The organism is Dysosmobacter sp. Marseille-Q4140 (assembly GCA_018228705.1).
Lineage (GTDB): Bacteria > Bacillota > Clostridia > Oscillospirales > Oscillospiraceae > Oscillibacter.
In genome coordinates this window covers 2,830,353-2,854,090 of sequence record CP073694.1, presented here as the reverse complement: position 1 = coordinate 2,854,090, position 23,738 = coordinate 2,830,353, and the positions used below count along the sequence as shown (strand labels likewise).

At 62.2% G+C, this 23,738-nt stretch carries 26 protein-coding genes and 6 tRNA genes; 18 read left to right on the top strand and 14 right to left on the bottom strand.

The window, feature by feature from the left end; genetic code table 11:
* Positions 1–150 precede the first annotated feature (150 nt).
* Positions 151–1,704 (top strand): S-layer homology domain-containing protein, encoded by a 1,554-nt coding sequence (locus tag KFE19_14160; protein QUO37501.1) that lies wholly within the window; start codon positions 151–153, stop codon positions 1,702–1,704.
* 129 nt (positions 1,705–1,833) lie between these two features.
* Here the strand turns inward: KFE19_14160 and KFE19_14155 are convergent, their stop codons facing one another.
* From KFE19_14155 to KFE19_14145, 3 genes are read right to left on the bottom strand one after another with little or no spacing between them, the layout of a single operon-like run.
* On the bottom strand, positions 1,834–2,709 hold the full coding sequence (locus tag KFE19_14155) for a ribokinase (protein QUO37500.1): 876 nt from the start codon (positions 2,707–2,709) through the stop codon (positions 1,834–1,836).
* Positions 2,706–3,434: a PHP domain-containing protein gene (locus KFE19_14150; GenBank protein ID QUO37499.1), complete on the bottom strand. Its 729-nt coding sequence runs from the start codon at positions 3,432–3,434 to the stop codon at positions 2,706–2,708. The genes KFE19_14155 and KFE19_14150 overlap by 4 nt, the downstream gene beginning before the upstream one ends.
* Before the next feature lie 49 nt (positions 3,435–3,483).
* Positions 3,484–4,488 (bottom strand): LacI family DNA-binding transcriptional regulator, encoded by a 1,005-nt coding sequence (locus KFE19_14145; GenBank protein QUO37498.1) that lies wholly within the window; start codon positions 4,486–4,488, stop codon positions 3,484–3,486.
* Positions 4,489–5,174: 686 nt separating this feature from the next.
* Here KFE19_14145 and KFE19_14140 point away from each other — a divergent pair.
* The 15 genes from KFE19_14140 (at position 5,175) to KFE19_14070 (ending at position 17,825) form a co-directional block, all read left to right on the top strand.
* Entirely contained in the window at positions 5,175–6,008 is an 834-nt protein-coding gene (locus tag KFE19_14140; protein QUO37497.1) for a transketolase, read from the top strand.
* Positions 6,009–6,023: 15 nt separating this feature from the next.
* Entirely contained in the window at positions 6,024–6,995 is a 972-nt protein-coding gene (locus KFE19_14135; GenBank protein QUO37496.1) for a transketolase family protein, read from the top strand.
* Between the two features lie 80 nt (positions 6,996–7,075).
* A complete protein-coding gene (locus tag KFE19_14130) occupies positions 7,076–8,251 on the top strand; it encodes a 4-hydroxybutyrate dehydrogenase (protein ID QUO37495.1) in 1,176 nt (391 codons plus the stop codon).
* 231 nt (positions 8,252–8,482) lie between these two features.
* Complete coding sequence (locus KFE19_14125; GenBank protein ID QUO37494.1) at positions 8,483–8,797, top strand: hypothetical protein; 315 nt, start codon at positions 8,483–8,485, stop codon at positions 8,795–8,797.
* A gap of 75 nt (positions 8,798–8,872) precedes the next feature.
* Complete coding sequence (locus tag KFE19_14120) at positions 8,873–10,069, top strand: ABC transporter substrate-binding protein (protein QUO37493.1); 1,197 nt, start codon at positions 8,873–8,875, stop codon at positions 10,067–10,069.
* 161 nt (positions 10,070–10,230) lie between these two features.
* Positions 10,231–11,109 carry a branched-chain amino acid ABC transporter permease gene (locus KFE19_14115; GenBank protein ID QUO37492.1) on the top strand — a complete coding sequence of 293 codons (879 nt, stop codon included), beginning with the start codon at positions 10,231–10,233 and terminating at the stop codon, positions 11,107–11,109.
* A 10-nt stretch (positions 11,110–11,119) separates the two neighbouring features.
* On the top strand, positions 11,120–12,187 hold the full coding sequence (locus KFE19_14110) for a branched-chain amino acid ABC transporter permease (protein QUO37491.1): 1,068 nt from the start codon (positions 11,120–11,122) through the stop codon (positions 12,185–12,187).
* A gap of 1 nt (position 12,188) precedes the next feature.
* A complete protein-coding gene (locus tag KFE19_14105) occupies positions 12,189–13,022 on the top strand; it encodes an ABC transporter ATP-binding protein (protein QUO37490.1) in 834 nt (277 codons plus the stop codon).
* A gap of 2 nt (positions 13,023–13,024) precedes the next feature.
* Positions 13,025–13,735 carry an ABC transporter ATP-binding protein gene (locus KFE19_14100; GenBank protein ID QUO37489.1) on the top strand — a complete coding sequence of 237 codons (711 nt, stop codon included), beginning with the start codon at positions 13,025–13,027 and terminating at the stop codon, positions 13,733–13,735.
* A 115-nt stretch (positions 13,736–13,850) separates the two neighbouring features.
* The gene (locus KFE19_14095) at positions 13,851–14,363 is read left to right on the top strand and encodes a transcription repressor NadR (protein QUO37488.1); all 513 of its coding nucleotides are present in this window, start codon (positions 13,851–13,853) and stop codon (positions 14,361–14,363) included.
* Positions 14,364–14,386: 23 nt separating this feature from the next.
* The gene (locus KFE19_14090) at positions 14,387–15,157 is read left to right on the top strand and encodes a suppressor of fused domain protein (GenBank protein ID QUO37487.1); all 771 of its coding nucleotides are present in this window, start codon (positions 14,387–14,389) and stop codon (positions 15,155–15,157) included.
* Positions 15,158–15,273: 116 nt separating this feature from the next.
* On the top strand, positions 15,274–16,380 hold the full coding sequence (locus KFE19_14085; GenBank protein ID QUO37486.1) for a PTS sugar transporter subunit IIC: 1,107 nt from the start codon (positions 15,274–15,276) through the stop codon (positions 16,378–16,380).
* Positions 16,381–16,455: 75 nt separating this feature from the next.
* Positions 16,456–16,875 carry a DNA-binding protein gene (locus KFE19_14080; protein ID QUO37485.1) on the top strand — a complete coding sequence of 140 codons (420 nt, stop codon included), beginning with the start codon at positions 16,456–16,458 and terminating at the stop codon, positions 16,873–16,875.
* A gap of 318 nt (positions 16,876–17,193) precedes the next feature.
* Positions 17,194–17,631 carry a DUF3796 domain-containing protein gene (locus KFE19_14075; protein QUO37484.1) on the top strand — a complete coding sequence of 146 codons (438 nt, stop codon included), beginning with the start codon at positions 17,194–17,196 and terminating at the stop codon, positions 17,629–17,631.
* Positions 17,625–17,825, top strand: coding sequence for a helix-turn-helix transcriptional regulator (locus KFE19_14070; protein ID QUO37483.1), 201 nt, complete (start codon positions 17,625–17,627; stop codon positions 17,823–17,825). The genes KFE19_14075 and KFE19_14070 overlap by 7 nt, the downstream gene beginning before the upstream one ends.
* Before the next feature lie 195 nt (positions 17,826–18,020).
* Here KFE19_14070 and KFE19_14065 read toward each other — a convergent pair whose 3' ends face one another.
* The 10 genes from KFE19_14065 to KFE19_14020 form a co-directional block, all read right to left on the bottom strand.
* Positions 18,021–18,506 (bottom strand): GNAT family N-acetyltransferase, encoded by a 486-nt coding sequence (locus KFE19_14065; protein ID QUO37482.1) that lies wholly within the window; start codon positions 18,504–18,506, stop codon positions 18,021–18,023.
* A gap of 18 nt (positions 18,507–18,524) precedes the next feature.
* A complete protein-coding gene (locus KFE19_14060; GenBank protein ID QUO37481.1) occupies positions 18,525–19,490 on the bottom strand; it encodes a tRNA-dihydrouridine synthase family protein in 966 nt (321 codons plus the stop codon).
* Positions 19,487–19,837, bottom strand: coding sequence for an arsenate reductase family protein (locus tag KFE19_14055; GenBank protein QUO37480.1), 351 nt, complete (start codon positions 19,835–19,837; stop codon positions 19,487–19,489). Before KFE19_14055 ends, KFE19_14060 begins: the two co-directional genes overlap by 4 nt.
* Before the next feature lie 18 nt (positions 19,838–19,855).
* Positions 19,856–20,359, bottom strand: a complete 504-nt coding sequence (locus KFE19_14050) for a GreA/GreB family elongation factor (protein ID QUO37479.1) — start codon at positions 20,357–20,359, stop codon at positions 19,856–19,858.
* A gap of 80 nt (positions 20,360–20,439) precedes the next feature.
* Positions 20,440–20,515, bottom strand: a tRNA-Lys gene (locus KFE19_14045).
* Between the two features lie 34 nt (positions 20,516–20,549).
* Positions 20,550–20,624: transfer RNA gene (locus KFE19_14040), tRNA-Gln, on the bottom strand.
* Positions 20,625–20,673: 49 nt separating this feature from the next.
* Positions 20,674–20,750: transfer RNA gene (locus KFE19_14035), tRNA-His, on the bottom strand.
* A 36-nt stretch (positions 20,751–20,786) separates the two neighbouring features.
* Positions 20,787–20,863, bottom strand: a tRNA-Arg gene (locus tag KFE19_14030).
* A gap of 9 nt (positions 20,864–20,872) precedes the next feature.
* A tRNA-Gly gene (locus KFE19_14025) sits at positions 20,873–20,947 on the bottom strand.
* 89 nt (positions 20,948–21,036) lie between these two features.
* On the bottom strand, positions 21,037–21,678 hold the full coding sequence (locus KFE19_14020) for a gamma-glutamyl-gamma-aminobutyrate hydrolase family protein (GenBank protein ID QUO37478.1): 642 nt from the start codon (positions 21,676–21,678) through the stop codon (positions 21,037–21,039).
* Between the two features lie 136 nt (positions 21,679–21,814).
* Here KFE19_14020 and KFE19_14015 point away from each other — a divergent pair.
* Positions 21,815–21,905: transfer RNA gene (locus tag KFE19_14015), tRNA-Ser, on the top strand.
* Between the two features lie 193 nt (positions 21,906–22,098).
* Entirely contained in the window at positions 22,099–22,821 is a 723-nt protein-coding gene (locus KFE19_14010) for a hypothetical protein (GenBank protein ID QUO37477.1), read from the top strand.
* Positions 22,822–22,914: 93 nt separating this feature from the next.
* On the opposite strand, the gene KFE19_14005 is transcribed toward KFE19_14010, so the two are convergent.
* Positions 22,915–23,703 (bottom strand): HAD family phosphatase, encoded by a 789-nt coding sequence (locus KFE19_14005; protein ID QUO37476.1) that lies wholly within the window; start codon positions 23,701–23,703, stop codon positions 22,915–22,917.
* Positions 23,704–23,738: the final 35 nt, after the last annotated feature.

The window sequence follows — 23,738 nt, the reverse complement described above, 5'->3', positions numbered from 1 at the left end:
CCACAGGACCTCCGGCTTTTCCAATGTTTTCAAATTGTATCGAATTGTTGCTGCTTTGTGGTTTATCCCGGGGAAATCCCGCTGCTATAATGTTGTTATCATAAAGCGGCACTTTCGCCGGCACACATTTTCCGAAAGGAGCTGTCCGCCATGAGACGATCGTCCCTCCTGCTGAGCATCTGCCTGGTGTTCGCCCTGGCCGCCCCGGCCTCCGCCGCCGGGACCTTCCGCCTGGAGACCGCGGACTTCACCCTGACGGTCCCCGGCCTCTCTGACGACGAGGTCACCGCGGAGACCGGCGCCGGCACCGTATCCTTCTATCACACGGCCTCCCGGGAAAACGGCGGCCTCATCGGCACGCTGGTGACGGTCACGCCACGCTGCGCGGTCTTTTCCCCAGCCTATACCCAGCCGGCGTACCGCATCGTGGCCATGGGGACGGACCGGGCCTTCTTGTGGAGATCCCCCGGCGGCGGGGTAAACTGCGGCCCGGAAACCCTGGAAGACTTCGTCCGGGCGGCGGAGGCCCTGTCGGTGGAGCAGCTGCGCAGGTATCTGCGGCCCGCCAAGCCCGACGACCTGCCGGTGCTGCGCACGGAACGGCACCTGGCCTACCTCACGGCGGAGGACGGCCTGGTGCGGCCGGACGATCCCCTGACCCGGGGAGAGCTGGCGGAGATACTCTATGCCCTGCTGGAGGCGGACAACCAGCGCAGCCGCTACCAGGGCCCCTTCTGCGACATCCCGGACGAGGCCCAGTGCCAGGCGGCCAGCTATCTGGCCAGCTACGGCATGTTCACCGGCTACGCCGACGGCGCCTTTCATCCGGAGGCCCCGGTGACCCGGGCCCAGCTGGCGGTGCTGCTGCACCGCTGCCAGTTCGCCCCGCCGGTGGGCCTCTACGGTGACACGGAGCCCTTTGCCGACGTACCGGCGGACCACTGGGCCGCCGGGTACATCCACAGCGCCACGGTCCTGGGCTGGATGCAGGGCGGGTCCGACGGCCTGTTCCGACCGGAGGCTCCGGTGACCCGGGCCCAGGCGGTGACCGCCGTCAACCGGATGCTGGGCCGGGATGCGGCCCAGAGCCCGGTGGGCCTGGGTATGAGCCCCTGGTCCGATCTGACCGCCGGCCACTGGGCCTACGGGAACCTGCTGGAGGCCGCCGGGGTCCTGACAGACACCCTCGACGCCCCCTTCGCCCCGGAGGCGGACGCCCTGCCGGAGGGGGCCGATGCCAGCTCCTTCTTCAGCGAGACGGGCGGCTGGGCCGTCAGCGGCGCCCGGCTGCTCCGCACCGCCGACGGCGGCAGGACCTGGACGGAGGCGGGCAGCCCGCTCTCCGTCAGCGTCCGGGCACTGTGGGCGTACAGCGCGGAGGGCGCCGTCCTGCTGGGCGGCGGCGGAGACGCGCCCTGGACGCTGCTGCAAACGGAGGACGGCGGCGAAACCTGGCGCGACTGCTGGGCGGACCCGGAGGTCCTGGCGGCCTGCCTGCCGGTGGAGCAGTTCGGCTCGGCCAGGGCGGCCTGGTCGGCCGTCCGCTCCGTGGAACTGCGGCCCGCCGGGGTCAACGGCGCGTATCTGCTGGTTCGGTACACCCCCTACGACAGCGTCTACACCCTGGATCTGACCGCCGTCCGCCAGACGTTCCTGGCCCCCGCCGCGCCCAGCGCCGCGCTGACGGCGGCCGCCGTGTCATAAGCGGAGCCCAAAGGACGGAGCACACCGGGGATGTGCTCCATCCGCCCCTTTTCCGCAAATAACGAAAGCAGCCCGGCTCCCTCTGGGGAGCCGGGCTGTTTATCTGTGCGTCCGGTATCTTGAGCAGACTCAGAAGAATTCTTTCATGTAGGCCTCCACGTCGGCCCGGGTGCCCTGGAAGGGGCCCGGAGTCTCCATCTTCAAAGAGACCAGGGCCGTGGCGGTGCGGAGTGCGGTGGGGATGTCGGCAGTCAGCCGCTCGTTGATGTACCCGGCGAAGGTGGTGTCGCCCCGGCCGGTGCGGCCGGAGAGGTTCCGGGCCTTGATGGGGCAGGTGTAGATCTCCTTGCCGTCGTAGACCAGAACCTCGGTGTTGTGGGTGATGAGGACCTCCTTGGCACCCCAACCGTAGAGGACCTTGGCGGCCTCGGCCCGGTCGGTCAGGCCCGTCAGGATCTCCGCCTCGGCGGCGTCGGTCTTGAGGAAGCGGACGTAGGGAAGCATCTCCTTCTTCTCGGCCCAGTCGTGGTAGACCATGCCGCCGTTTTCCACCCAGCGCAGCATGCACTGGACATCGATGGCCACCATGGCGTGCTGGGCGGCGAAGGGGATCATCTCGTTGGGGATGTCCCCACCCACCAGGCCCGCCAGATGCCAGATGGCGGCGTCGATCTGGGGCACCTCGTCGGTGCGGTAAGGGGTGATGACGCTGTCCACGGTGGAGGTGCGGCGCTCCCGGTCGGCGGTGTGGTAGACGTTCTTGGTGACAAAGGAGGTCTCGCTGACCAGAGGATAGACCGTGGCGTTGGGCGCCTTGGCAAAGGCCTCCTTCAGGTCCACCTCCGGGTCCGCCTTGGGCAGCACGGCGATCTTGTGGCCGATGTTGGCGGCGGCATAGCCGGAGTAGTACACGGCGCCGCCGATGGCCTTGACGGTGGTGCCGTCATAGTCCACGTTGGTGTCCCGGGCCACCTCACCGATGATGAGGGAATCGTACCGGCTCATTTCCCGCTCTCCTCTCTGATCTTCTCATCCGCATCCACGAAGGACTGGAACTCCGGGCTCCACAGGTGGAACCGGCCGCTCTCGATGATGGCCTTGTATGCGTAGGAATCCTTGACGCGCTCCGGCAGGATCACGCCGGCCCGGGCCTCGTCCTTGTCCCGGTGGGTGTCAGACCCGGCCAGACGGTAATACTCCGGATGCCGCAGGCACAATTCCAGAGCCTTGTCGTTGTTGTTTTCGTGGCGGGGGTTGCCGTTGATGATCTCCGCCCCGTGGACGGCGGTCTCCTGAACCGGAGCGCTGCCCTTGCGGAAGGGGTGGGCGTGGATGATGAGCACCTGGTCATGGAACTTGTCGTAGAACTCCTGCGCGCTCATGCAGCACATATAAGGGTTGGAACGCAGCCACTGCTCGTCGATGCCGTAGACCAGGTAGTCGTTATCGTTTTCCGGGAACCGCAGTTCCGCGCCCAGGATCACGTCCAGTCCCACCTCGTCGCCCCGGGCCTTGGAGGCATGGTAGCCGGAGAGGTAGTGATCCATCACATGGTCCCAGTTGTGGTCCGTGTCGATGCGGGACAGGTACTCCGGATGCAGGTGGTCCGTGACCACCAGGCCGGAGAAGCCGTTGCGCACATAGCGGTCCACCACATCGGCCGCGGGCAGGTGCCCGCACTTGCTGGTCTCCGCCGTATGGGTGTGCGGGTCGTACAGGTATCCGTTCATAACATAGCCTCTTTCTATCAGTATTTGCTGGATCGAACCGTCCGGCGCCTCAGCGCAGGCCGGCGCAGGTCTCTCGTTTCACCAGAGCCGGCATGAGGATCTGGTGGGCGTAGCCCTGGGTCCCGTTTTCGATCCGGTCCCGCAGCATCTCCACCGCCTGGACCGCCATGGCCCGCTTGGGCTGCTCAATGGTGGTCAGTTCGATCCGGGGCAGCGCCGTGGAGGGAATGTCGTCAAAGCCGATCAGGCTCAGCCGGTCGGGAATGGCAATATGCAGCTCGTCCGCGGCCTTCAGGATGCCCAGAGCGTTGGAATCCGTGGAGGCAAAAATGGCGGTATAGTCGATGGGTTGAGAGAACAGTTCCTTGGCCATCTGGTATCCGTTTTCAATGGAGGAGCGGGAATACTCGCTGTTGAAAAACCTCTGCCTGAGGCCCAGCTCCTGGCAGGCCCGCATGTACCCCTCCGCCCGCAGCTGGTGGGTGGTGGAATGGCGGCGGCCGAAGTACAGAATGTCCCGGTGGCCCAGTTCCCAGAGGTAGCGAGTACCGATGTAGGTGCCCCAGCTGTTGTCCGCGGCCACATAGCTCTGGGGCTGATCCCGCAGGTTCTCCCCTAAAAACACCGTGGGCACCTGGCTGGTGTAGGCCTGGATGTTTTCGTAGGTCTTGGGGCTCTGGGGCACGATCAGGATACCATCCACCTGGCGGCCCAGCAGCAGCTTCACCACGGTCTTTTCCTGCCGCAGGTCCGGGCCCGAATTGCACAGCATGATATTGTATCCGTGGGCCCGGGCGCTCATCTCCGCGTAATATGCCAGCTGGGACATGAACTCATTGTCAATGGCCGGCACCACCAGGCCGATCAGATCCGTTTTCTTCATCACCATGGACCGGGCCACATAGTTGGTGGTGTAGCCCATCTCGTCGCACAGCTTGATGATCCGCTCCCGGGTGGCACCGCTGATCTGGGGACTGCCGGAGAGGGCCCGGGACACAGTGGCGTAGGACACGCCTGCTGCTTTTGCCACATCCTTCAGCGTTACGTTTTTCATAGGGCATCGTCCTTCTTCCATGAGCCGCAGAGGGCGCCTCGGGAGGTCTCCCATGTCGCAAACGTTTCCGATTGCCTGGAAGCGGCGGCCACAGGGGGCGTCCCCCTGTGGCCGCCTACCCACAGAATATACGATTACATTGTCAATGTCAATATCTTTTTGGTATTTTTGTGCCATTTTCGCAACCAATAGGACAGATCTTTCTTTTTGTTTCAACAGCGTCAGTTTCTCAGAAAAATCCTGATTCTCATAAAAAAATGCCGAAAAAATCGCAAACGTTTCCGCTTTTGGTCAAAGAAGCCTTCCTGCCTGTGGCGCCGGCCCCTTTCTTTCGCCCTCAATCGTCTGGGACCGTTGGGAAAATAGATCGTTAAAAAGTAAATTGTCATTGACGCGGCCCCTCAAGCTGCTGTAGAATACAAGGTAGGACAGGTGCGCCCTTTGGACCGCGCCCGTGCCTTGCCCGGCTCCGTTTCCGCTTTCGCCGCACAAGGGCAGAAAATGCGGTTTTGGATATTGAGAGTGGATAGTTACATCTTTGTGTGAACGTACACGCTTTGCCGGACCTGTTCTTTCCCCAGGCGCCCCCCTCCGCGGGAGGGAGGTCTTTTCCGATGTGAAACTGGCGCCGTGCCGCCTGCGGCGGCCCGGTGCTCAAAAATGAAAAGGAAAGGAAGAAACACCTGATGAACGAGAAAAACTGCAAGGTTCTGGCGGCGCAGATCCGGCTGGAAACGCTGAAGGTCATCCACTCCCGTGGATTCGGCCACGTGGGCGGTTCCATGGACCTGGCCGACCTGATGGCCGTCCTGTACGGAGAGGTCATGAAATTTGATCCCAAGAATCCCCGGTGGGAGGACCGCGACTGGCTGGTGCTCAGCAAGGGCCACGCCGGCCCCGTGGCCTACGCCACCTTCGGCCTCATGGGTTATTACCCGATGGAAGAGGCCTATACCCTGAACCATCCTCACACCAAGTTCCCCAGCCACACCGACCGCAAGCTGACCCCGGGCGTGGATCTGACCACCGGCTCTCTGGGCCAGGGCGCCTCCACCGCCACCGGCGCGGCGCTGGGCAATAAGATTGACGGCCGCAACAACCACGTCTTCTGCGTCATCGGCGACGGTGAGGCGGACGAGGGACAGGTCTGGGAGGCCTTCCACTTCGCCTATGCCCACAAGCTGGACAACATCATCTACTTCATCGATAACAACGGCTATCAGCTGGACGGCCCCACCGACGACATCCTGGCCCACGGCGACATCGCCAAGAAGGCCGCCTCCTTCGGCCTGTTCACCCAGGAGATCGACGGCCATGACGTGACCGCCATCTACGACGCCATCCAGAAGGCCTACGCCACCAAGGGCGTTCCCAGCTGCATCGTGCTGGACACCTGCAAGGGCAAGGGCGCCACCTTCGCCGAGCCCAAGCACGACCACTCCTCTCAGCCCAACGAAGAGCAGTGGGCCGAGGCGCTGGCCGCCGCTGAGAAGGCGTATGAAGACGCCAAGAACGCTTAAGAGGAGGGTGAGATCATGAACGTGAAACTGATTGGTGAGCACAAGAAAGATTCCCGGGCCTGCCGGGACGGTCTCGCTCTGACGCTGAACGAGATGATGGCGGAGGACAAGTCCATCTGCTACGTGGACTGCGACCTGATGGGCTGCATCAACACCAAGATGCTGCGCAAGAACTACCCCGACCGGGCCTTTGAGGCCGGCATCGCCGAGGGCAACGCCGCCGGCGTGGCCGCCGGCCTGGCCGCCACCGGCAAGAAGGTGTTCTTCCACTCCTTCGGCACCTTCTCCTCCCGCCGCTGCTATGACCAGATCTACATGTCCGCCGCCTACGCCGGGCTGAGCGTCCGGGTGCTGGGCTCCGACGCCGGCGTCACCGCCGCCTTCAACGGCGGCACCCATATGCCGCTGGAGGACGCGGCCATGTACCTGTCCATCCCCGAGACCACCGTGCTGGATCCCGCCGACTATGACCAGCTGGCCAGCATCACCCGTCAGCTGGTGAACGTGGAGGGCGTCAGCTACACCCGCTTCGTCCGCAAGGGCATCATCCAGGTGTACGGCGAGGGCTCTGAGTTCGAGATCGGCAAGGGCGTGGTGCTGCACGAGTCCGACAAGGATGTCGCCACCATCATTACCTCCGGCATCATGGTGGACGAGAGCCTGAAGGCCTACGAGGCCCTGGCTGCGGAGGGCATCTCCGTCCGTGTCATCGACATGTTCACCTGGAAGCCGCTGGACGAGGAGCTGGTGGTCAAGGCCGCCAAGGAGACCGGCGCCATCGTCACCGCTGAGAACCACAACGTCACCTGCGGTCTGGGCAGCGTGGTGGCCAACTGCCTGGCCAAGAACGCCCCCACCATCCAGGAGTTCGTGGGCGTCCAGGACCAGTTCGGTCAGGTGGGTCCCCAGGACTTCCTGATGGACGAGTACGGCCTGCGCGCCGCCAACATCGTGGCGGCCGTGAAGAAGGCCGTCGCCCGCAAGTAAATCGGATATCCGGCAGGGTCCCGATCAGGGACCCTGCCTGTATCGCCATTATTTAAAAATTTTGAAAAGGAGAACCAGATATGGATGCTTTTTCCGCTGCCCTGATGGCCGATAAGAGAGAGATCATCTTCGCGCCCACCGTGTACAAGTTCCAGACCTTCGCCGACATGGCCAAGGAGTTCGATCTGAACGAGCGGGACGTGGTGCTGACCAACGAGTTCATCTACACCCCCTTCATGAAGGACCTGGGGCTGAAGTGCAACTACGTGTTCCAGGAGAAGTTCGGCGCCGGCGAGCCCAGCGAGGAAATGATCCAGATCATGTACGACGCCATCCCCTACGACAGCTATGACCGCGTCATCGCCGTGGGCGGCGGCGCCATCATGGACCTGTGCAAGCTGCTGGGCTGCAAGCGCCCCGACACGGTCCACAACCTGTACTTCAAGCGCTTCCCCGTGATCCATGAGAAGGACGTCATCGCCATCCCCACCACCTGCGGCACCGGCAGTGAGTGCACCAACATCTCTGTGGCCATCGTCAAGGACGAGAAGGACGGCGTGCTGACCGGCGGCGAGACCAAGCTGGGCCTGGTCTCCGACGACATCATCCCCAACAAGGTGTGCCTGATCCCCGACCTGCTGCGGACCCTGCCCTACAAGCCCTTCGCCTGCTCCGCCATCGACGCTCTGGTCCACGCCACTGAGTCCTTCCTGAGCCCCCACCGCAAGACCATCACCTCCGAGCTCTTCAGCGAGAAGGCCATGGACATGATCCTCAAGGGGTTCAAGCTGATCGACGAGAAGGGTCCCGACGCCCGGTTCGACTATATGCTGGAGTTCGTGACCGCCTCCTTCTACGCCGGCATCGCCTTCCTGAAGGCCGGCTGCGGCCCTGTCCACGGCATGAGCTTCCCCTTGGGCGGCACCTATCACGTGCCCCACGGCGAGAGCAACTATATGCTCTTCGGCGCCATCATGGACTACTATGACGAGAAGAACCCCACCGGCGAGATCATGAAGTTCAAGGAGCTGGTGGCCAAGATCCTGGGCTGCAAGGCGGAGGATGCCATCCCTGAGATGAATGCCCTGCTCCAGCGCATCCTGCCCCTGCGTCCCCTGCGCGACTGCGGCTTCACCGAGGCCGACTTCAAGGCCTTCCCCCAGTCTGTGGAGGCCAACCAGCAGCGCCTCATGACCAACGCCTACTATCCCTTCGACCTCGAGAGCGAAGAGGCCATCTATCGCAAGTGCTTCTAAGTCGATTTCTCCGAAAAGGACCGCCCGGACGGGCGGTCCTTTTTCTGTCAGAGAAGTCTGCTGTTTTTTTCATACCGCATTTGTGTAAAGATAGTGTTAAGAAGCAGCCTCATTTTTTGTATCTCTTTATTCAATTTGTGCATAACGCATAATATTCCCCAATATATTGTGTCTTTTCTGTGAATTATCCAAGCAAAACGCCCGTTGACTTTACTGCTTTTACCCGGTAAAATGGTACACAACTTCCAGCAGAAAGGAGCCAGCGCCATGATGTACACTTCCATGAGCAAGTCTTTCATGATGATGTCTCTCAGCGCGTCTGCCGATCAGGCAGAGGCTTCTTCCTGCGCGCACTCTGCCTGCGCCAATATCGCTCTGTCTGTGGACGCCATGATGATGGCGTCCATTCTCATTATTTGCGCCCTGGTATGCCTGGTGGTATTGCACATTTCCATTCTGGTACTGGGCCTGGTGATTCTGCTGGTAGTTTTGTTGATTAAAGTGTCCCCTCATACGCCAAGGAAGCGAACACGCGCATATTGCTGAGATACAGCAAAGCGGCTGTGCCTTCCGGGCGCGGCCGCTTTTTTGTATAATTTATTCCCAAAAGGAGCAGATGAGATGAAAAAGAAGTTTTTTGCAATGGTTCTGACCCTGGCCATGGTTCTCAGCCTGGCCGCCTGCGGCGGTAACGACACCGCCTCCGACGACACCGCTTCCACCGATTCCGCTACCGAAGAGGATGCCGGCTCTGCCTCCGGCACCGCCTTCAAGATCGGTACCATCGGCCCCCTCACCGGTGACGCTGCCATCTACGGCCAGGCCGTCGCCAACGGCGCCGCCATCGCCGTGGAGGAAATCAACGCCGCTGGCGGCGACATCCAGTTCGAGCTCAAGAGCGAGGACGATGTCAACGACGGTGAGACCTCCGTCAACGCCTACAACACCCTGATGGACTGGGGCATGCAGCTGCTGGTTGGCCCCACCACCACCGGCCCCTCCGTTTCCGTGGCTGCCAAGTGCTATGAGGACCGGACCTTCATGCTGACGCCCTCCGCCTCCTCCACCGATGTCACCTCCGGTAAGGACAATGTCTTCCAGGTCTGCTTCACCGACCCCAACCAGGGCACCAGCTCCGCAGACTACATGGCCGAAAACATGGCCGACGCCAAGATCTATGTCCTCTATCAGAACGACGACGCTTATTCTCAGGGCATCCGGGACGCTTTTGTCTCTGAGGCCGAGGCCAAGGGCCTGACCATTGTGGATGAGGGCACCTTCACCAAGGACACCGCCACCGACTTCTCCGTGCAGCTGACCGCCGCTCAGGCAGCCGGTGCCGACACGTTGTTCCTGCCCATGTACTATCAGCCCGCTTCCGTCATCCTCAACCAGGCCAACGCCATGGGCTATGCCCCCACCTTCTTCGGCGTGGACGGCATGGACGGCATCCTCACCATGGAGGGCTTTGACGCCTCTCTGGCCGAGGGCGTCATGCTGCTGACCCCCTTCTCCGCCACTCTGGAGGAAAACCAGTCTTTCGTCCAGGCTTATCAGGATCAGTTCGGCGAGACCCCCAACCAGTTCGCTGCTGACGCTTATGACGCCGTGTACATCCTCAAGGAGGCCCTGGAGGCTGCCGGCTGCACCGCCGATATGTCCGCTGCCGACATCTGCGAGGCGCTGGTCCCCACCATGACCACCCTCACCCACGACGGCCTCACCGGCAAGGGTATGACCTGGTCTGCCGACGGCGCCGTGTCCAAGGATCCCACCGCCTTCGTCATCCAGGACGGCGTGTACGTTCTGCCCCAGTAATCCCCTTTCCCATTCAATCCATCACAATGCGGCGGCTGCCGGGAGTCTCTCCCGGCAGTCCCGCCGCGTGATTTCTATGGTGGAAACAGGGGCGGCAGCCACTGCCGTTGCTGTCCGTATTTCTGCCATAGAACAGTCAAGAGAAAAAGAGGTGCTTCCTGATGGAATTTCTCTCCTACCTGATCAGCGGCATCAGTCTGGGCAGTGTGTACGCCATCATCGCCCTGGGCTATACCATGGTTTACGGTATTGCGAAAATGCTGAACTTCGCCCACGGTGATATCATCATGGTGGGCGGCTACATTTCCTTTTGCGCCATGAACTACTTGGGGCTCCCCAGCATCGTATCCGTGCTGCTGGCCATGGTGGTATGCACGGTGCTGGGTGTGGTCATTGAGGGTCTTGCTTACAAGCCCCTGCGTGCCGCTCCCTCCCTGGCCGTGCTGATTACCGCTATCGGCGTGAGCTACTTCCTGCAAAACGCGGCCCAGCTGATCTGGTCCGCCGCTCCCAAGGTCTACTCCCCCGTGGTGGCGGGCTCCCTTTCCCTGATGGGAGGACAGCTCTCCATCCCCTATGTCTCCATTTTGACGGTGGTCACCTGCCTGGTCATCATGGCCGCCCTCACCACCTTCACCAGCAAGAGCAAGATGGGCAAGGCCATGCGGGCCTGCTCCGAGGACCGCAGCGCCGCGCAGTTGATGGGCATCAACGTCAACGCCACCATCTCCATGACCTTTGCCATCGGCTCCGCGCTGGCGGCTATCGCCGGTGTGCTGCTGTGCTCCTCCTACGGCACCCTGATGCCCACCACCGGCTCCATGCCCGGCATCAAGGCCTTTACCGCTGCCGTGTTCGGCGGCATCGGCTCCATCCCCGGCGCCTTCCTGGGCGGATTGCTGCTGGGCGTTATCGAGGCCCTGGCCAAGGCGTATATCTCCATGAACCTGGCCAACTCCATCGTCTTTGCCGTGCTGATCGTGGTGCTGCTGGTGAAGCCGGCGGGTCTTTTGGGCAAATATGTGCCTGAGAAAGTGTGAGGTGGCGGAGATGACAAAACCCATTTTTAAAAAGCGGTCCTATACGGATCTGTTTACTTATCTGGGCGTGATCCTGGCCTTCGCCGTCATGACCATCCTCAGCCGCCAGGGGCTGCTGAGCCGGTCTCTGACAGGCCAGCTGGTGCCCATCTGCTGCTACATGTCCATGGCGGTGTCCCTGAACCTGACTGTGGGCATCCTGGGTGAGCTGAGCCTGGGCCACGCGGGCTTCATGAGCGTGGGCGCCTTTTCCGGCGTCATCGCCGCCATGAGTCTCCAGAGCGCCATCCCCTCCGAGCCGGTCCGCCTGGCCGTGGCCATGGTGATCGGTGCCATCCTGGCGGCGGTGGTTGGCACCCTGGTGGGCATGCCGGTGCTGCGTCTGCGGGGCGACTATCTGGCCATCGTCACCCTGGCCTTCGGTGAGATCATCAAGGAGCTGGTCAACTGCCTGCTGGTTGGCTACGACGAGACCGGCCTTCACATTGCCCTCAACCTCAGCGGTGACAAGTCCGTGGACTCCCTGGGCCTGAGCGAAAACGGCACGGCCATCATCAAGGGCGCCCAGGGCGCCGTGGGCACCGCCACCATCGCCACCTTCACCGCCGGCTTCCTGCTGGTGATGGTGACCCTGGCCGTGGTGCTGAACCTCAAGCACAGCCGGGCCGGCCGGGCCATCATGGCTCTGCGGGACAACAGTATCGCCGCCGAGAGCATCGGATTGAACCTGACCAAGTACAAGATGATGGCCTTCGTCACCTCCGCCGCCCTGGCGGGTGCCGCCGGCGCCCTGTACGGTCTGAACTTCTCCTCCCTTCAGGCCACCAAGTTCAATTTCAACACCTCCATTCTGGTGCTGGTGTTCGTGGTGCTGGGCGGCCTGGGCAATATCTGGGGCTCTTTGATCGCTGCGGCAGCCCTGACCATTCTGCCGGAGGCTCTGCGCAGCTTTTCCGACTACCGGATGCTGGTCTACGCCATCGTGCTGATCCTGGTGATGCTGGCCACCAACAATCCCACCATGCGGTCCATGCTGGGACGGCTGGGGCTGCGCCGCCGCGGAAAGGAGGCTGTCTGATATGTTTTCCAAACTGATTCCCGTCCCCTCCGGCGCCATGGTGCCGGACCGGGATGCCGACAAGTCTCCCATTCTGGAGTGCATCAACCTGGGCATCACCTTCGGCGGCCTCAAGGCCGTGGAGGACTTCAACCTCACCATCGGCCGCACAGAGATCGCCGGCCTCATCGGCCCCAACGGCGCCGGCAAGACCACCGTGTTCAACCTGCTGACCAAGGTGTACCAGCCCACCAAGGGCACCATCCTCCTGGACGGCCGGGACACCCACGGCATGGACACCATCCACGTCAACCGGGCCGGTATCGCCCGGACCTTCCAGAACATCCGGCTGTTCTCCAACCTGTCCGTGGAGGACAACGTGAAGGTTGCCATGGACACCCAGATGCACTACACCATGTGGAGCGGCATCTTCCGGCTGCCCTCCTTCCGCCGGGAGGAGAAGATCGTCCGGGACCGGACCATGGAGCTGCTGTCCCTGTTCGATATGCAGCACCTGGCCTCCGCCCGGGCCGGCAGCCTGCCCTACGGCGCCCAGCGCCGCCTGGAGATCGTCCGGGCCCTGGCCACCAACCCCAGCCTGCTGCTGCTGGATGAGCCCGCCGCCGGCATGAATCCCTCGGAGACGGCGGAGCTGATGGACAATATCCGCAAGATCCGCGATACCTTCCACATCGCCGTGCTGCTGATCGAGCACGACATGAACCTGGTCATGAACATCTGCGAGGGCATCTGCGTGCTGAACTTCGGCCGCGTCATCGCCAAGGGCTCCCCCGCGGATATCCAGTCCAACCCGGCGGTCATCGAGGCGTACCTCGGCAAACAGAAGGAGGCATGAGCATGGAGACGATTTTGAAAGTGGACGACATCAACGTCTACTACGGAAGCATCCACGCCATCAAGGGTGTCTCCTTTGAGGTGGCGCAGGGAGAGATCGTCACTCTGATCGGCGCCAACGGCGCCGGCAAGTCCACCACGCTGAACACCATCTCGGGCCTGCTGCACTCCAAGACCGGCTCCGTCACCTTTTTCGGCGAGAACCTCAACCGGGTGCCGCCCCACAAGATCGTGTCCAAGGGCCTGGCCCTGGTGCCGGAGGGACGGCGGGTGTTTTTGCAGATGACCACCCAGGAGAACCTGGAGATGGGCGCCTACACCCAGCCCGGCGGACATGTGGCCGATGATCTGGACCGGGTGTTCCAGCAGTTCCCCCGGCTGAAGGAACGGCGGCGGCAGATCGCCGGTACCCTCTCCGGCGGTGAGCAGCAGATGCTGGCCATGGGCCGTGCTCTGATGAGCCATCCCAAGCTGCTGATGCTGGATGAGCCCTCCATGGGCCTGGCTCCCATTCTGGTGGAGCAGATCTTTGAGATCATCCGGAACCTGCACCGTGCCGGCACCACCATTTTGCTGGTGGAGCAGAATGCCCAGGCGGCCCTGTCTGTGGCGGACCGCGGCTACGTTATGGAGACCGGCAAGGTAGTCACCACCGGCACCGGCGCGGAGCTGCTGGCTTCCCCGGCCATCAAGAAAGCATATCTGGGCGGTTGAGAGCGCCCTTGTCTTCCCCTCTGAAAAGAGACGGCTATTGGCCGTCTCTTTTCTTTACAGATGGGTGCGGGAAATGGTATACTGCTGTCATGACAGCTTCAAAGGAGGGGACCTTATGCACGCTCAGCAGCGCCGTCAGGCCATTTGGGACATTCTTCGACGGTCCGGCGGGCCGGTCAGCGCCTCCGCGCTGGCAGAGCGGTTTTCTGTCAGCCGCCAGATCATCGTGGGGGATATCGCCCTGCTGCGGGCCGCCGGGGCCGAAATTTCCGCCACGCCCCGGGGCTATGTGATCCTGCCCGCCGCTACGGGCTTGGTACGGCAAGTGGCCTGCCAGCACGACGCCGCCGGCATGGAGGCGGAGCTCAACGCCATGGTGGACAACGGCTGCACCGTGGTGGACGTCATCGTGGAGCATCCGGTCTACGGCCAGCTGACGGGGCCGTTGCAGCTGGCAAACCGCTACGATGTGGCCCAGTTTCTCTCCCGCTGCGCCCAATCCGAGGCCCGGCCCCTCTCCGCCCTGACCGAGGGCATCCATCTCCACACCCTCTCCTGCCCCGATGAGGCCGCCTGGCAGCGGGTAGTGGCGGCCCTGCGGCAGCTGCACGTTTTATTGGAAGCGTAATTTCAGATCCCCAAGGAGGTTGTATGGGATTTCTGGATAGATTTCGCAAGAAGCCGGCGGTCAGCCCCGGCGGTTCCTCCATCTACCGCTACGAAACGCCGGAGGACCAGGGCTGGCGACCGCCCCAGGCCTACGGCGTTTACGCCGAGGCGGTCTGCGCCCACTTTGAAAAGCTCTTTCCCGGGAGGGAGACGTTCGTCTTTCACGAGATCCTCTCCGATCTGGTGCACATCGACGTGAACATCATGCGGCCCAGGGGAGAGGGAGACCACTATGTCCTCTTTACCTCCGGCATGAGCGACCTGCCCATGACCCTGCCGGAGGAGATCGCCGACCACGAGGAACTGCGATACGCCGAACTCTACCTTTTCCTTCCCGGCAGCTGGGATCTGGGAAAGGAACTTACCCTCTCGAATGATATGCCCGCATCCTCCTACTGGCCCATCCAGATGCTGAAATTCCTGGCCCGCTTCCCCCATGAGTACCACACCTGGCTGGGCTGGGGACACACCATCCCCAACGGCCCGGACTACACGCCCCTGTATGAGGAGGTTCCCTTCGGCGGCGTCGTTCTGGACCAGCTGGGACAGGATCTGGAGGCGGTGCCGGTAGAGGACGGGAAGCAGGTGAACCTGCTGCTGGCCATCCCCGCCTACCGGGAGGAGATCGAATACAAGCTGAAATACGGCATGGAAGCCCTGGGCGATCGCTTTTCCAAGGGGGAGCTGCCGCTGGTGCTGGATATCCGCCGTCCCAATCTCTGCGCCGATTTCCGGGAGGTCCTGGACTGCTGAAAAAGCGCCTTGACAGACACACACAATCCGTGTATGATACGGTAGACAGGTGTCAAGACACCTGTCTACCGTATTGTCATATCTTCTCAAACTTACGAAAGAAACAGGTGTCTCCCATGGAACAGTTCAAGGCCTTCCTGAAACGGAAAAACATCGTCATTTCTGCCAAGCGGTACGGCATCGACGCTCTGGGCGCCATGGCCCAGGGCCTCTTTTGCTCCCTGCTGATCGGCACGATCCTCAACACCCTGGGCACCCAGTTCGGCATCCCCTTTCTCACCGCCCAGGTCATCACCATCAATGACGTACCCTATACCATCGGCGGGCTGTGCTCCTTCATGAGCGGCTCTGCCATGGCGGTGGCCATCGGCTACGCCCTCCAGGCGCCGCCCATGGTGCTGTTTTCCCTGGTGACGGTGGGCTATGCCTGCAATGCCCTGGGCGGCGCGGGAGGCCCGCTGGCAGTGCTGTTTGTAGCCATCATCGCCGCGGAGTTCGGAAAGGCCGTCAGCAAGGAGACCAAGGTCGATATTTTGGTGACCCCTATCGTCACCATCCTCGTCGGGATCGGCGCCGCCTGGGTCATCGCCCCGCCCATCGGCGGCGCGGCGGACGCCTTCGGCCAGCTTATCATGAGGACCACCCTGCTCCAGCCCTTCTGGATGGGAATTCTGGTGTCGGTGCTGGTGGGCATCGCTCTGACTCTGCCCATCTCCTCCGCCGCCATCTGCTCCGTGCTGGGCCTGACGGGCCTGGCCGGCGGCGCCGCCGTGGCGGGCTGCTGCGCCAACATGGTGGGCTTCGCCGTTCTGAGTTTCCGGGAAAACCGCTGGGGCGGCCTGGTAAGCCAGGGCATCGGCACCTCCATGCTGCAAATGCCCAACATCGTGAAGAACCCCCGGATCTGGCTGCCCGCCATTCTGACCTCCGCCATCACCGGCCCCATCGCCACTTGTCTGTTCAAGCTGGAGATGAACGGCGCCCCCATCAACTCCGGCATGGGCACCTGCGGGTTCTGCGGTCAGCTGGGCGTGTGGACCGGCTGGGTGGCCCCCAGTGAAAAGGCCCTGGCCAACGGCGCCGCGGCCATTGTCCCGACGGCCTTTGACTGGGCAGGGCTGCTCCTCATCTCCTTTGTCCTGCCCGCCGTGCTGTGCTGGCTGTTCGGGCTGTTCTTCCGGCGGATCGGCTGGATCCGGGAGGGCGACCTGACCCTCTCCTGAGCCCTTGCGCCCCGGCGGCAGATGTGCTATGCTGGTAAAAAATCAGGCGGTGCCGCCGCAAAGGAGAATCAGTACATGGAATACCGCAAATTCGGCGATACTTACGTGGTCCGCATGGACAAGGGCGAGGAAATCCTGGAGCAGGTGAAGGCCCTGGCCCTGGCGGAGCATATCCAGCTGGCCTCGGTCCAGGCCCTGGGCGCGGTGAACGACATCACCGTGGGCGTGTTCGACACGGTGAAGAAGGAGTACCACGCCAACCACTTCCAGGGGGCCTTTGAGATCGTGTCCCTCACCGGCACCATCGACACCATGAACGGCGAGTTTTACACCCACCTGCACATGAGCGCCGGAGACGACCAGGGCCGGGTATTCGGCGGGCATCTGAACCGGGCCGTGATCAGCGCCACCTGCGAGATGATCGTCCGGGAGATCCCCGGCACCGTGGACCGGGCCTTCAGCCCCGAGATCGGGCTGAACCTGCTGAAATTCTGAATACGGGCAGAGGGCCGGGGATGTTTCCCCGGCCATCTGCATGTCGAAAAGGCCTTTTCGACATGCAGAGCAAGTTTTTTGATCCTTTAAAAAGGGTCAAAAAACTTATGATCGAAAACGAAAGACACCCCTCCTGGGTTTCTTTCGTAACTATCTTCCTTCCCGTTGCATGAGACTTCCCACTTTTTGACAGCCTAAGGGCCGGGGAACATTCCCCGGCCCTCTCTTTTCGCGCGCCCATTGACAGTCTGTCCTTTATGTGATATATTTTTATCGTAAAGAGCGAATTAGTTCACACTCGTGGAAAAGGAGGCCTCTATGAAACAGCGGCGCAATCCCCTGTCCCATCTGGGCTGGCTCGGGTTCCTGGGGATCCTCGGCATCCTCTCCGGTGCGGTGACCATGCTGGTCTTTTTCCTGTTCTTCTTTTTCTTCACCTATCGGGCCAAAATCCCCGACGAGCTGTTTTGGGCCAATGTGCACAAGGCCGCGGCCAGGACTCTGGCAGTAAACCTGACCCTGACCTGCGTGACGCTTCTTGGCATTTACGCCCGGGGGATGCACTACCGGCTGGGGATCCCGGTGGAGGAAAACGGCGTCTACCTGGTGCCGGCCGTCCAGTGGAAGCAAGCCCTGCTGTTCGCGGGCTTTGCCAACTGGACCCTTATCATCACCATCTGCACCTTCGTCTTTACGCTGATGTATCTGAATCACCGGGAGCGCCGCTTCGCGGGGCCGGAGGACCACCCATGCTGAGGACGCGGCTGAAGGAGTATCGGGCCCGGTTCGGACTGAAGCAGGAGGATCTGGCCAACCTGGTGGGCGTCCGGCGGGAGACCATCGGCAACCTGGAAAACGGCCGGTACAACCCCTCGCTGAAGCTGGCCATGGACATCGCCAAGGTGTTTCACACCACGGTGGAGGAGCTGTTCTGCTTCGAGGAGGAGTAAGGACAGGACACGGGCGCGCTGCCGGAGGGCCGTGCAGCCCCCTTCCCCAGCGGAAGCCTGAAGAGATGACGGGCGAATATAGACTCCGCCCCTACGGGCGCTCCCTGGAGGCCTTGGAATAGCGGGCGGTCCATATCGCCTGTCATATGGCACGCAAAAAAGCCTTCCCGAACGGGAAGGCTTTTTCATTGGCGCTTATTCCTTTTCCGCCAGGTCCCGCAGGGTCTGCCCGGCGATGCGGTACACCGTCCAGTCGCTCATGGGCTCCGCCCCCAGGGAGCGGTAAAAGGCGATGCTGGGCTCGTTCCAGTCCAGGCACCACCACTCCAGCCGCCCGCAGCCCCGCTCCACGGCCAGGGCCGCCAGACGCTGCAAAATGGCCTTTCCCACGCCCCGGCCCCGGACCTCCGGCAGGACGAACAGGTCCTCCAGATAGAGGCCCGCCCGGCCCTGGAAGGTGGAGAAGTTGTGGAAGAACAGGGCAAAGCCCACCTCTCTCCCCTCCAGCACGGCGAAGAGCACCTCCGCCTTCTGCCGGTCAAAGAGCCACTCCTCCAACGTGGCCTCGTCAGCCACCACCTGGTCCGCCATGTGCTCATAGTCGGCCAGGGCCCGGATGAACTGTAAGATCAGCGGCACGTCCGCCCGCTCCGCGCTGCGGAAGGTCACGGTAGTTTCCATGGAAATTCTCTCCTTTTTTCAAATCAGCGGGCCGGTGGCAAAGGTCCGCAGGGACAGGGTCTGGAAGATCTCCGCCTCGATGGCCTCGTAGGCCGCCGGGCCCCGGGACCGGCGCAGCTTCTTGTCCAGCTTGTCGCCGTTTTCAAAGAGGTGGATCAGGTAGAACCAGACCTCCTTCATCCGCTGGGCAGCCGGCTGGGGCTGGCCGTAAAACTCCCGGTACTGCCGGTACAGCTCCGCCGTGAAGGCCTCCAGCTCCTGCCGGGCGGCAGGGGCGCCGCCCCGGAGCTTTCGGAACAGAGCCGGGTCCGCCACGCCGCCCCGGCCGATCATCACCGCCTCCACCGACGGGTAGTCCCGTTCAAAGGCGGCGCAGTCCTCCACGGTCAGCAGGTCCCCGTTGTAGCACACGGGGCTGCGGCTCCCTTCCGCTGCCAGGCGGAACTGGTCGAAGTGGATGGGGCCCCGGTACTTCTCCTTGCGCACCCGGGGGTGGACGGTGAGGCAGGCGATGGGATAGCGGTTGTAGATCTCCAGCAGACGGGCAAACTCCTCCGGGGTCTCGTAGCCCAGCCGGGTCTTGACGGACACCGGCAGCTTCACAGAGGCGAACACCTGGTCGAAAAACCGGTCCAGGTCCTCGGGGTGGGCCAAGAACCCGGAGCCCTTGCCCTTGGCAGTGACAGTGCCGGAGGGGCATCCCAGGTTCAGATTCACCTCATCATAGCCCAGGTCCTCCGCCACCTCCGCCGCCCAGAGGAAGTCCTCCGCCCGGCGGGTCATCACCTGGGGCACCAGAGGAAGATCGCCGTTGTTGGCCCTCTCCAGCTCCCGCCGGTCCCGCTGGGTCAGGATGTGCTGGTCCGTGGGGGAGAAAAAGGGGATGAAGTACCGGTCCGGCCCGCCGAACATCCGATGGTGGACCCGGCGGAACACCACCTTGGTGATGCCGTCCAGGGGGGCGAAGTCGTAGCGGACGATCACAGCAGCCGCTCCTCCCACTCCTTGGGGCGGAAGCCGGTCAGCACAAAGTCCTCCCCCACCAGCAGCGGCCGCTTGACCAGCATACCGTCGGTGGCCAGCAGGGCGATCTGCTCGTCCTCACTCATGACGGGGAGCTTGTCCTTCAGGCCCAGGGCCTTGTACTGGAGGCCGCTGGTGTTGAAGAACTTCTTCAGGGGCAGACCGCTCAGTTTCCACCAGCGGGTCAGTTCTTCGGCGGTGGGGTTTTCCAGCTTGATGTCCCGGAAATCGTAGGTGATGCCCTTCTCGTCCAGCCAGGTCCGGGCCTTCTGGCAGGTGGAGCACTTGGGATAGCAGATGAACAGCATGGCGGTTCCTCCTTTATTTTAATACGCACTGATATCCAGGGAGGCGTCGTCGGAGCCCTTTTCGATGGCACGGACCTCCACCTGGTATTTCATGGCCGGGCTCACCTCCACGGTGACCCGGTCCCCCACCCGGCGGCCAAGCAGGGCCCTGCCCACAGGGGACTCCTTGCTGATGAGGCCTTTCAGGGCATCCTGGCGCAATGTGGTGACGATGCGCAGGGTCATCTCCCCCTTGGTCATCTCGTTGTAGATGGTGACCTTGTCAAACAGGTTTACGGCATCGTCCTTCGACTCCGGTGCAATGACCTTGGCGGTACGGATCATCCGCTCCAGATAGCGGATGCGGCTGTCGTTGCGGTTTTTGGCCTGCTTAGCGCAGCGGTACTCAAAGTTCTCGCTGAGGTCACCGAAAGCCCGGGCAGTCTGGACCTCCTCGATCAGCTGCGGCCGCAGGACGCGAGTGCGATAGTCGATCTCCTCTTTCATCTTCCGGATATCCACTTCCGTCAATTCGTCGTACATGGGTCCTCCTTTCGCCGCCGGAGCTGCGGCGGTCAGTCATACAAAAAAAGCGCGGCCGCAAAGCGAACTTTGCGGCCGCGTGGTGACCCGGCGGGGATTCGAACCCCGGACCCACTGCTTAAAAGGCAGTTGCTCTGCCGACTGAGCTACCGGGTCAAACATGCTCTCGCCGCCGGGGCGGCAGGAAAAATGGCTGGGACGGCTGGACTCGAACCAGCGGATGAGGGAGTCAAAGTCCCTTGCCTTACCACTTGGCGACGCCCCAATGTGGAAGGAAAACAGGGGACCGGGGCAACCCCGATCCCCTGTTTGTCTGGGGTGGGAGATGGGACTCGAACCCACGACACCCGGAACCACAATCCGGTGCTCTAACCAACTGAGCTACACCCACCACATATTTTGCCGACGGCAGCCCCCGCAGGGGGCTTGGTACGCCAGAAGGGACTCGAACCCCTGGCCCACTGCTTAGAAGGCAGTTGCTCTATCCAGCTGAGCTACTGGCGCGAATTTGATTGGAGCAGGTGACGAGAATCGAACTCGCATCCCCAGCTTGGAAGGCTGGTGCCCTGACCATTGTGCTACACCTGCGTCTGCCCTCCGTGGAAATCGTCAGCTTAGATATGATATCATGAACCTTCCTTCCTGTCAATACCAAAGTACGGTTTTTTTCGTGCTTCTCAGCGGCAGTGTTCCAGGAAGGCCTCCAGCAGCCGCCCGCCGTCGGCTGCGCCCGCAATGGCCATCGGCCCCGTCAGCCGCTCCGGGTGCCACTGGACCGCCCAGACCGGCAGCGTCTCGTGGCAAAAGGCCTCCACGGTGCCGTCCGGCGCCCACTGAACCGCCTGGAGCCCCGTGCCCAGCCGGTCCGCCGCCTGGTGGTGGGCACTGTTAACCACCGGCCGCGTTCCCCAGAGGGAGCCAAAGGTCCTGGGCGCGGCGGCCACGGCGTGGAGCCGGTCCCGGGATACGGCACTGTGTCCCGGGAGGTCCTGTACCAGGGTGCCGCCGAAAAAGACGTTGATGGTCTGGAGCCCCCGGCAGATCCCCAGCACCGGCTTCCCGCACACCGTGAACCGCTCCAGCAGTGCCAGTTCCGCATCGTCCCGCTCCGGCTCCAGGTCCCGGCAAGCAAAATTCTCCTGGCCGTAGCGCCAGGGCTCCAGATCTCCGCCTCCAGGCAGCAGCAATCCGTCGCAGTCCGCCGCCTCCGAGGTCTCCTCGGAAAAGCGCAGCAGCCCTCCGGCTGCCATGATCGCCGCCGTATAGTTCTGATAGCGCGCACGCTGCCCATACGCAAAAAGCACCGGTACACGGCCCATGAAAAGCGCCTCCTTTTCCCTATCATGCTATGCGTCTCCGCTCCTTGTCAACCCACCGTCCCGCGGATTTTCCGCCAGACACTTGCATCGGGACGGAAAATATGGCATAATACGAATCACGGCCCGGACCTATTCTGGAGATGTACCCAAGTGGTTGAAGGGTCCGCACTCGAAATGCGGTAGGCGTGTAACAGCGCGCGAGAGTTCGAATCTCTCCATCTCCGCCACGTCGGAGCAAGCAAAAATGCTTGCTCCGACGCTTTTTTCACAAAACGACACCGGCATCCGCTTTGCAGCAGCTTTTCTGTATATCGGCCTCGTCTGCGCGCATTTACATTCTTTCGAAAATACAGTATACTGTAACATACAGCCGTTCTCTCTGACCGGCTCTCACTTCCGCGACGGAGAAAGAGGGATCCAATGTCCGCTACCAGAAAAATCTATTTTGCCAGGCTGGCAGGCCGCTGTCTGGTCCTTGTCCTGTGCCTCCTGCTGTGGGCATACCGACGGGACGCTTTCACGGTGCTGGACGGGCTGAACTTCTTCAAAACCCTCTCTCCCCTGCATCTTCTGTGGATCATATGGGTGGGGGATATGTTTCTCCAGATCGTCCCCGTCAGAAACAAGGTTCCCATCGGTTCCCAGAAACTCTTTGCCAACCACTTTCGGCCCATTCGGGAAAAAATCAATTACAGAGCTCTGCGCAGCTATATCGTATCCACCACCAAGGCCGCCTACAAGGTATTTCTCCTCTGGTGTGTGCTGATCGCCGCCATTGGGGTCCTGTACAGCCTCGGGGTGATCGATCAGATCGGCCTGTTCATGATCTCCGTGCTGTTTTACGTCTGCGACCTGATCTGCGTGCTGATCTGGTGCCCCTTCCGGCTGATCATGAAAAACCGCTGCTGCACCACCTGCCGGATCTTCAACTGGGATCACCTGATGATGTTCTCCCCTCTGATCTTTATGCGCGGCTTCTACGCCCGCTCGCTGGTTCTCATGGCCGCGGCGGCGTGGCTGGTGTGGGAGCTGTGCGTGATGATGTACCCGGAGCGGTTCTGGGAATATTCCAACGCGGCGCTGCAGTGCTGCGAGTGCACCGACAAGCTCTGCACCCAGTATTGCCGCAAGCTGCGGCGGTAATAAAAGGGCACCCCGGGTCTTGCGGGGCGCATCCTGCAAATAAGCAGCGCCTCCGGGAGCAAGAAGCTCCCGGAGGCGCTTTGTTTCATTCCCTTACAGCTTCCCCGCTGCCAGGGCGGTACGGAGGCTCTCCACTACATCCCGGCATTGGACACCGTAACGGGTCCGCAGAGCCTCCGGCGCATTCTCCATAATGACGGGGCACCCCACCAGATCCAGCATGGATACGTCGTTGAAGTTGTCCCCGAAGGCCATGACCTGTCGGGGCGTGATGCCCAGCTCCCCGCACAGCAGCTCCACTCCGGCTCCCTTGGAGGCGGTCGAAAAGTCGATCCAGTGTTCCCCGGCCACGGTCACGTTGACCCGCTCCGCCCAGCGGGCGGAAAGCGCCGCATAGGGCGCCTGCGTATCCGGCTGGCAGAACGCGGAGATCTGAACGATCTCGTCCTCGATCTGCCCGGCGCTCTCCACGGATATAATCCGGCTGCCAAGATACGGCCGTATTTTCTCCAGAGAGGCCGGATCCCTCAGCAGCAGGTAGCTGGTATTCAAGCCGGAAAACAGGATCTCACACTCCGGCCGGTCCTGAATATCCGCAGCCAGCGCCCTGATCAGCTCCCGGGTGAGGACGATCTTTTTCAGCGGCCGGTCCGGCGCGCCCTTTCCAAACACCAGGGCTCCGTTTTCACAGACGTAATAGATCCGTCCGGCAGAGGGGCCGAACAGCGCATGGAGGTTGGAAAACTGGCGGCCGCTGGCCACACAGAAGGCCACGCCCCGCTCCTCCAGCTGCCGGATCAGGGGATGGATGGCCGGGGGCAGGGTCTCCTGCCCCGCTTGCAGCAGCGTCCCGTCAATATCACAGGCGATCAGTCGAATCATGGCAATCCCCCATCAGCCGCGCCGGAGCGGCGTGC

Excerpts from the sequence above, each read along its gene's own strand:
- KFE19_14110 (QUO37491.1), top strand. The coding sequence starts at position 11,120 with ATGACAAAACCCATTTTTAAAAAGCGGTCCTATACGGATCTGTTTACT.
- KFE19_14010 (QUO37477.1), top strand. The coding sequence starts at position 22,099 with ATGTCCGCTACCAGAAAAATCTATTTTGCCAGGCTGGCAGGCCGCTGT.
- KFE19_14075 (QUO37484.1), top strand. The coding sequence starts at position 17,194 with ATGAAACAGCGGCGCAATCCCCTGTCCCATCTGGGCTGGCTCGGGTTC.
- KFE19_14140 (QUO37497.1), top strand. The coding sequence starts at position 5,175 with ATGAACGAGAAAAACTGCAAGGTTCTGGCGGCGCAGATCCGGCTGGAA.
- KFE19_14085 (QUO37486.1), top strand. The coding sequence starts at position 15,274 with ATGGAACAGTTCAAGGCCTTCCTGAAACGGAAAAACATCGTCATTTCT.
- KFE19_14080 (QUO37485.1), top strand. The coding sequence starts at position 16,456 with ATGGAATACCGCAAATTCGGCGATACTTACGTGGTCCGCATGGACAAG.
- KFE19_14105 (QUO37490.1), top strand. The coding sequence starts at position 12,189 with ATGTTTTCCAAACTGATTCCCGTCCCCTCCGGCGCCATGGTGCCGGAC.
- KFE19_14055 (QUO37480.1), bottom strand. The coding sequence starts at position 19,837 with ATGCTGTTCATCTGCTATCCCAAGTGCTCCACCTGCCAGAAGGCCCGG.
- KFE19_14050 (QUO37479.1), bottom strand. The coding sequence starts at position 20,359 with ATGTACGACGAATTGACGGAAGTGGATATCCGGAAGATGAAAGAGGAG.
- KFE19_14150 (QUO37499.1), bottom strand. The coding sequence starts at position 3,434 with ATGAACGGATACCTGTACGACCCGCACACCCATACGGCGGAGACCAGC.
- KFE19_14100 (QUO37489.1), top strand. The coding sequence starts at position 13,025 with ATGGAGACGATTTTGAAAGTGGACGACATCAACGTCTACTACGGAAGC.
- KFE19_14160 (QUO37501.1), top strand. The coding sequence starts at position 151 with ATGAGACGATCGTCCCTCCTGCTGAGCATCTGCCTGGTGTTCGCCCTG.
- KFE19_14155 (QUO37500.1), bottom strand. The coding sequence starts at position 2,709 with ATGAGCCGGTACGATTCCCTCATCATCGGTGAGGTGGCCCGGGACACC.
- KFE19_14065 (QUO37482.1), bottom strand. The coding sequence starts at position 18,506 with ATGGAAACTACCGTGACCTTCCGCAGCGCGGAGCGGGCGGACGTGCCG.
- KFE19_14125 (QUO37494.1), top strand. The coding sequence starts at position 8,483 with ATGGTACACAACTTCCAGCAGAAAGGAGCCAGCGCCATGATGTACACT.
- KFE19_14115 (QUO37492.1), top strand. The coding sequence starts at position 10,231 with ATGGAATTTCTCTCCTACCTGATCAGCGGCATCAGTCTGGGCAGTGTG.
- KFE19_14135 (QUO37496.1), top strand. The coding sequence starts at position 6,024 with ATGAACGTGAAACTGATTGGTGAGCACAAGAAAGATTCCCGGGCCTGC.
- KFE19_14120 (QUO37493.1), top strand. The coding sequence starts at position 8,873 with ATGAAAAAGAAGTTTTTTGCAATGGTTCTGACCCTGGCCATGGTTCTC.
- KFE19_14070 (QUO37483.1), top strand. The coding sequence starts at position 17,625 with ATGCTGAGGACGCGGCTGAAGGAGTATCGGGCCCGGTTCGGACTGAAG.
- KFE19_14095 (QUO37488.1), top strand. The coding sequence starts at position 13,851 with ATGCACGCTCAGCAGCGCCGTCAGGCCATTTGGGACATTCTTCGACGG.
- KFE19_14145 (QUO37498.1), bottom strand. The coding sequence starts at position 4,488 with ATGAAAAACGTAACGCTGAAGGATGTGGCAAAAGCAGCAGGCGTGTCC.
- KFE19_14090 (QUO37487.1), top strand. The coding sequence starts at position 14,387 with ATGGGATTTCTGGATAGATTTCGCAAGAAGCCGGCGGTCAGCCCCGGC.
- KFE19_14020 (QUO37478.1), bottom strand. The coding sequence starts at position 21,678 with ATGGGCCGTGTACCGGTGCTTTTTGCGTATGGGCAGCGTGCGCGCTAT.
- KFE19_14005 (QUO37476.1), bottom strand. The coding sequence starts at position 23,703 with ATGATTCGACTGATCGCCTGTGATATTGACGGGACGCTGCTGCAAGCG.
- KFE19_14130 (QUO37495.1), top strand. The coding sequence starts at position 7,076 with ATGGATGCTTTTTCCGCTGCCCTGATGGCCGATAAGAGAGAGATCATC.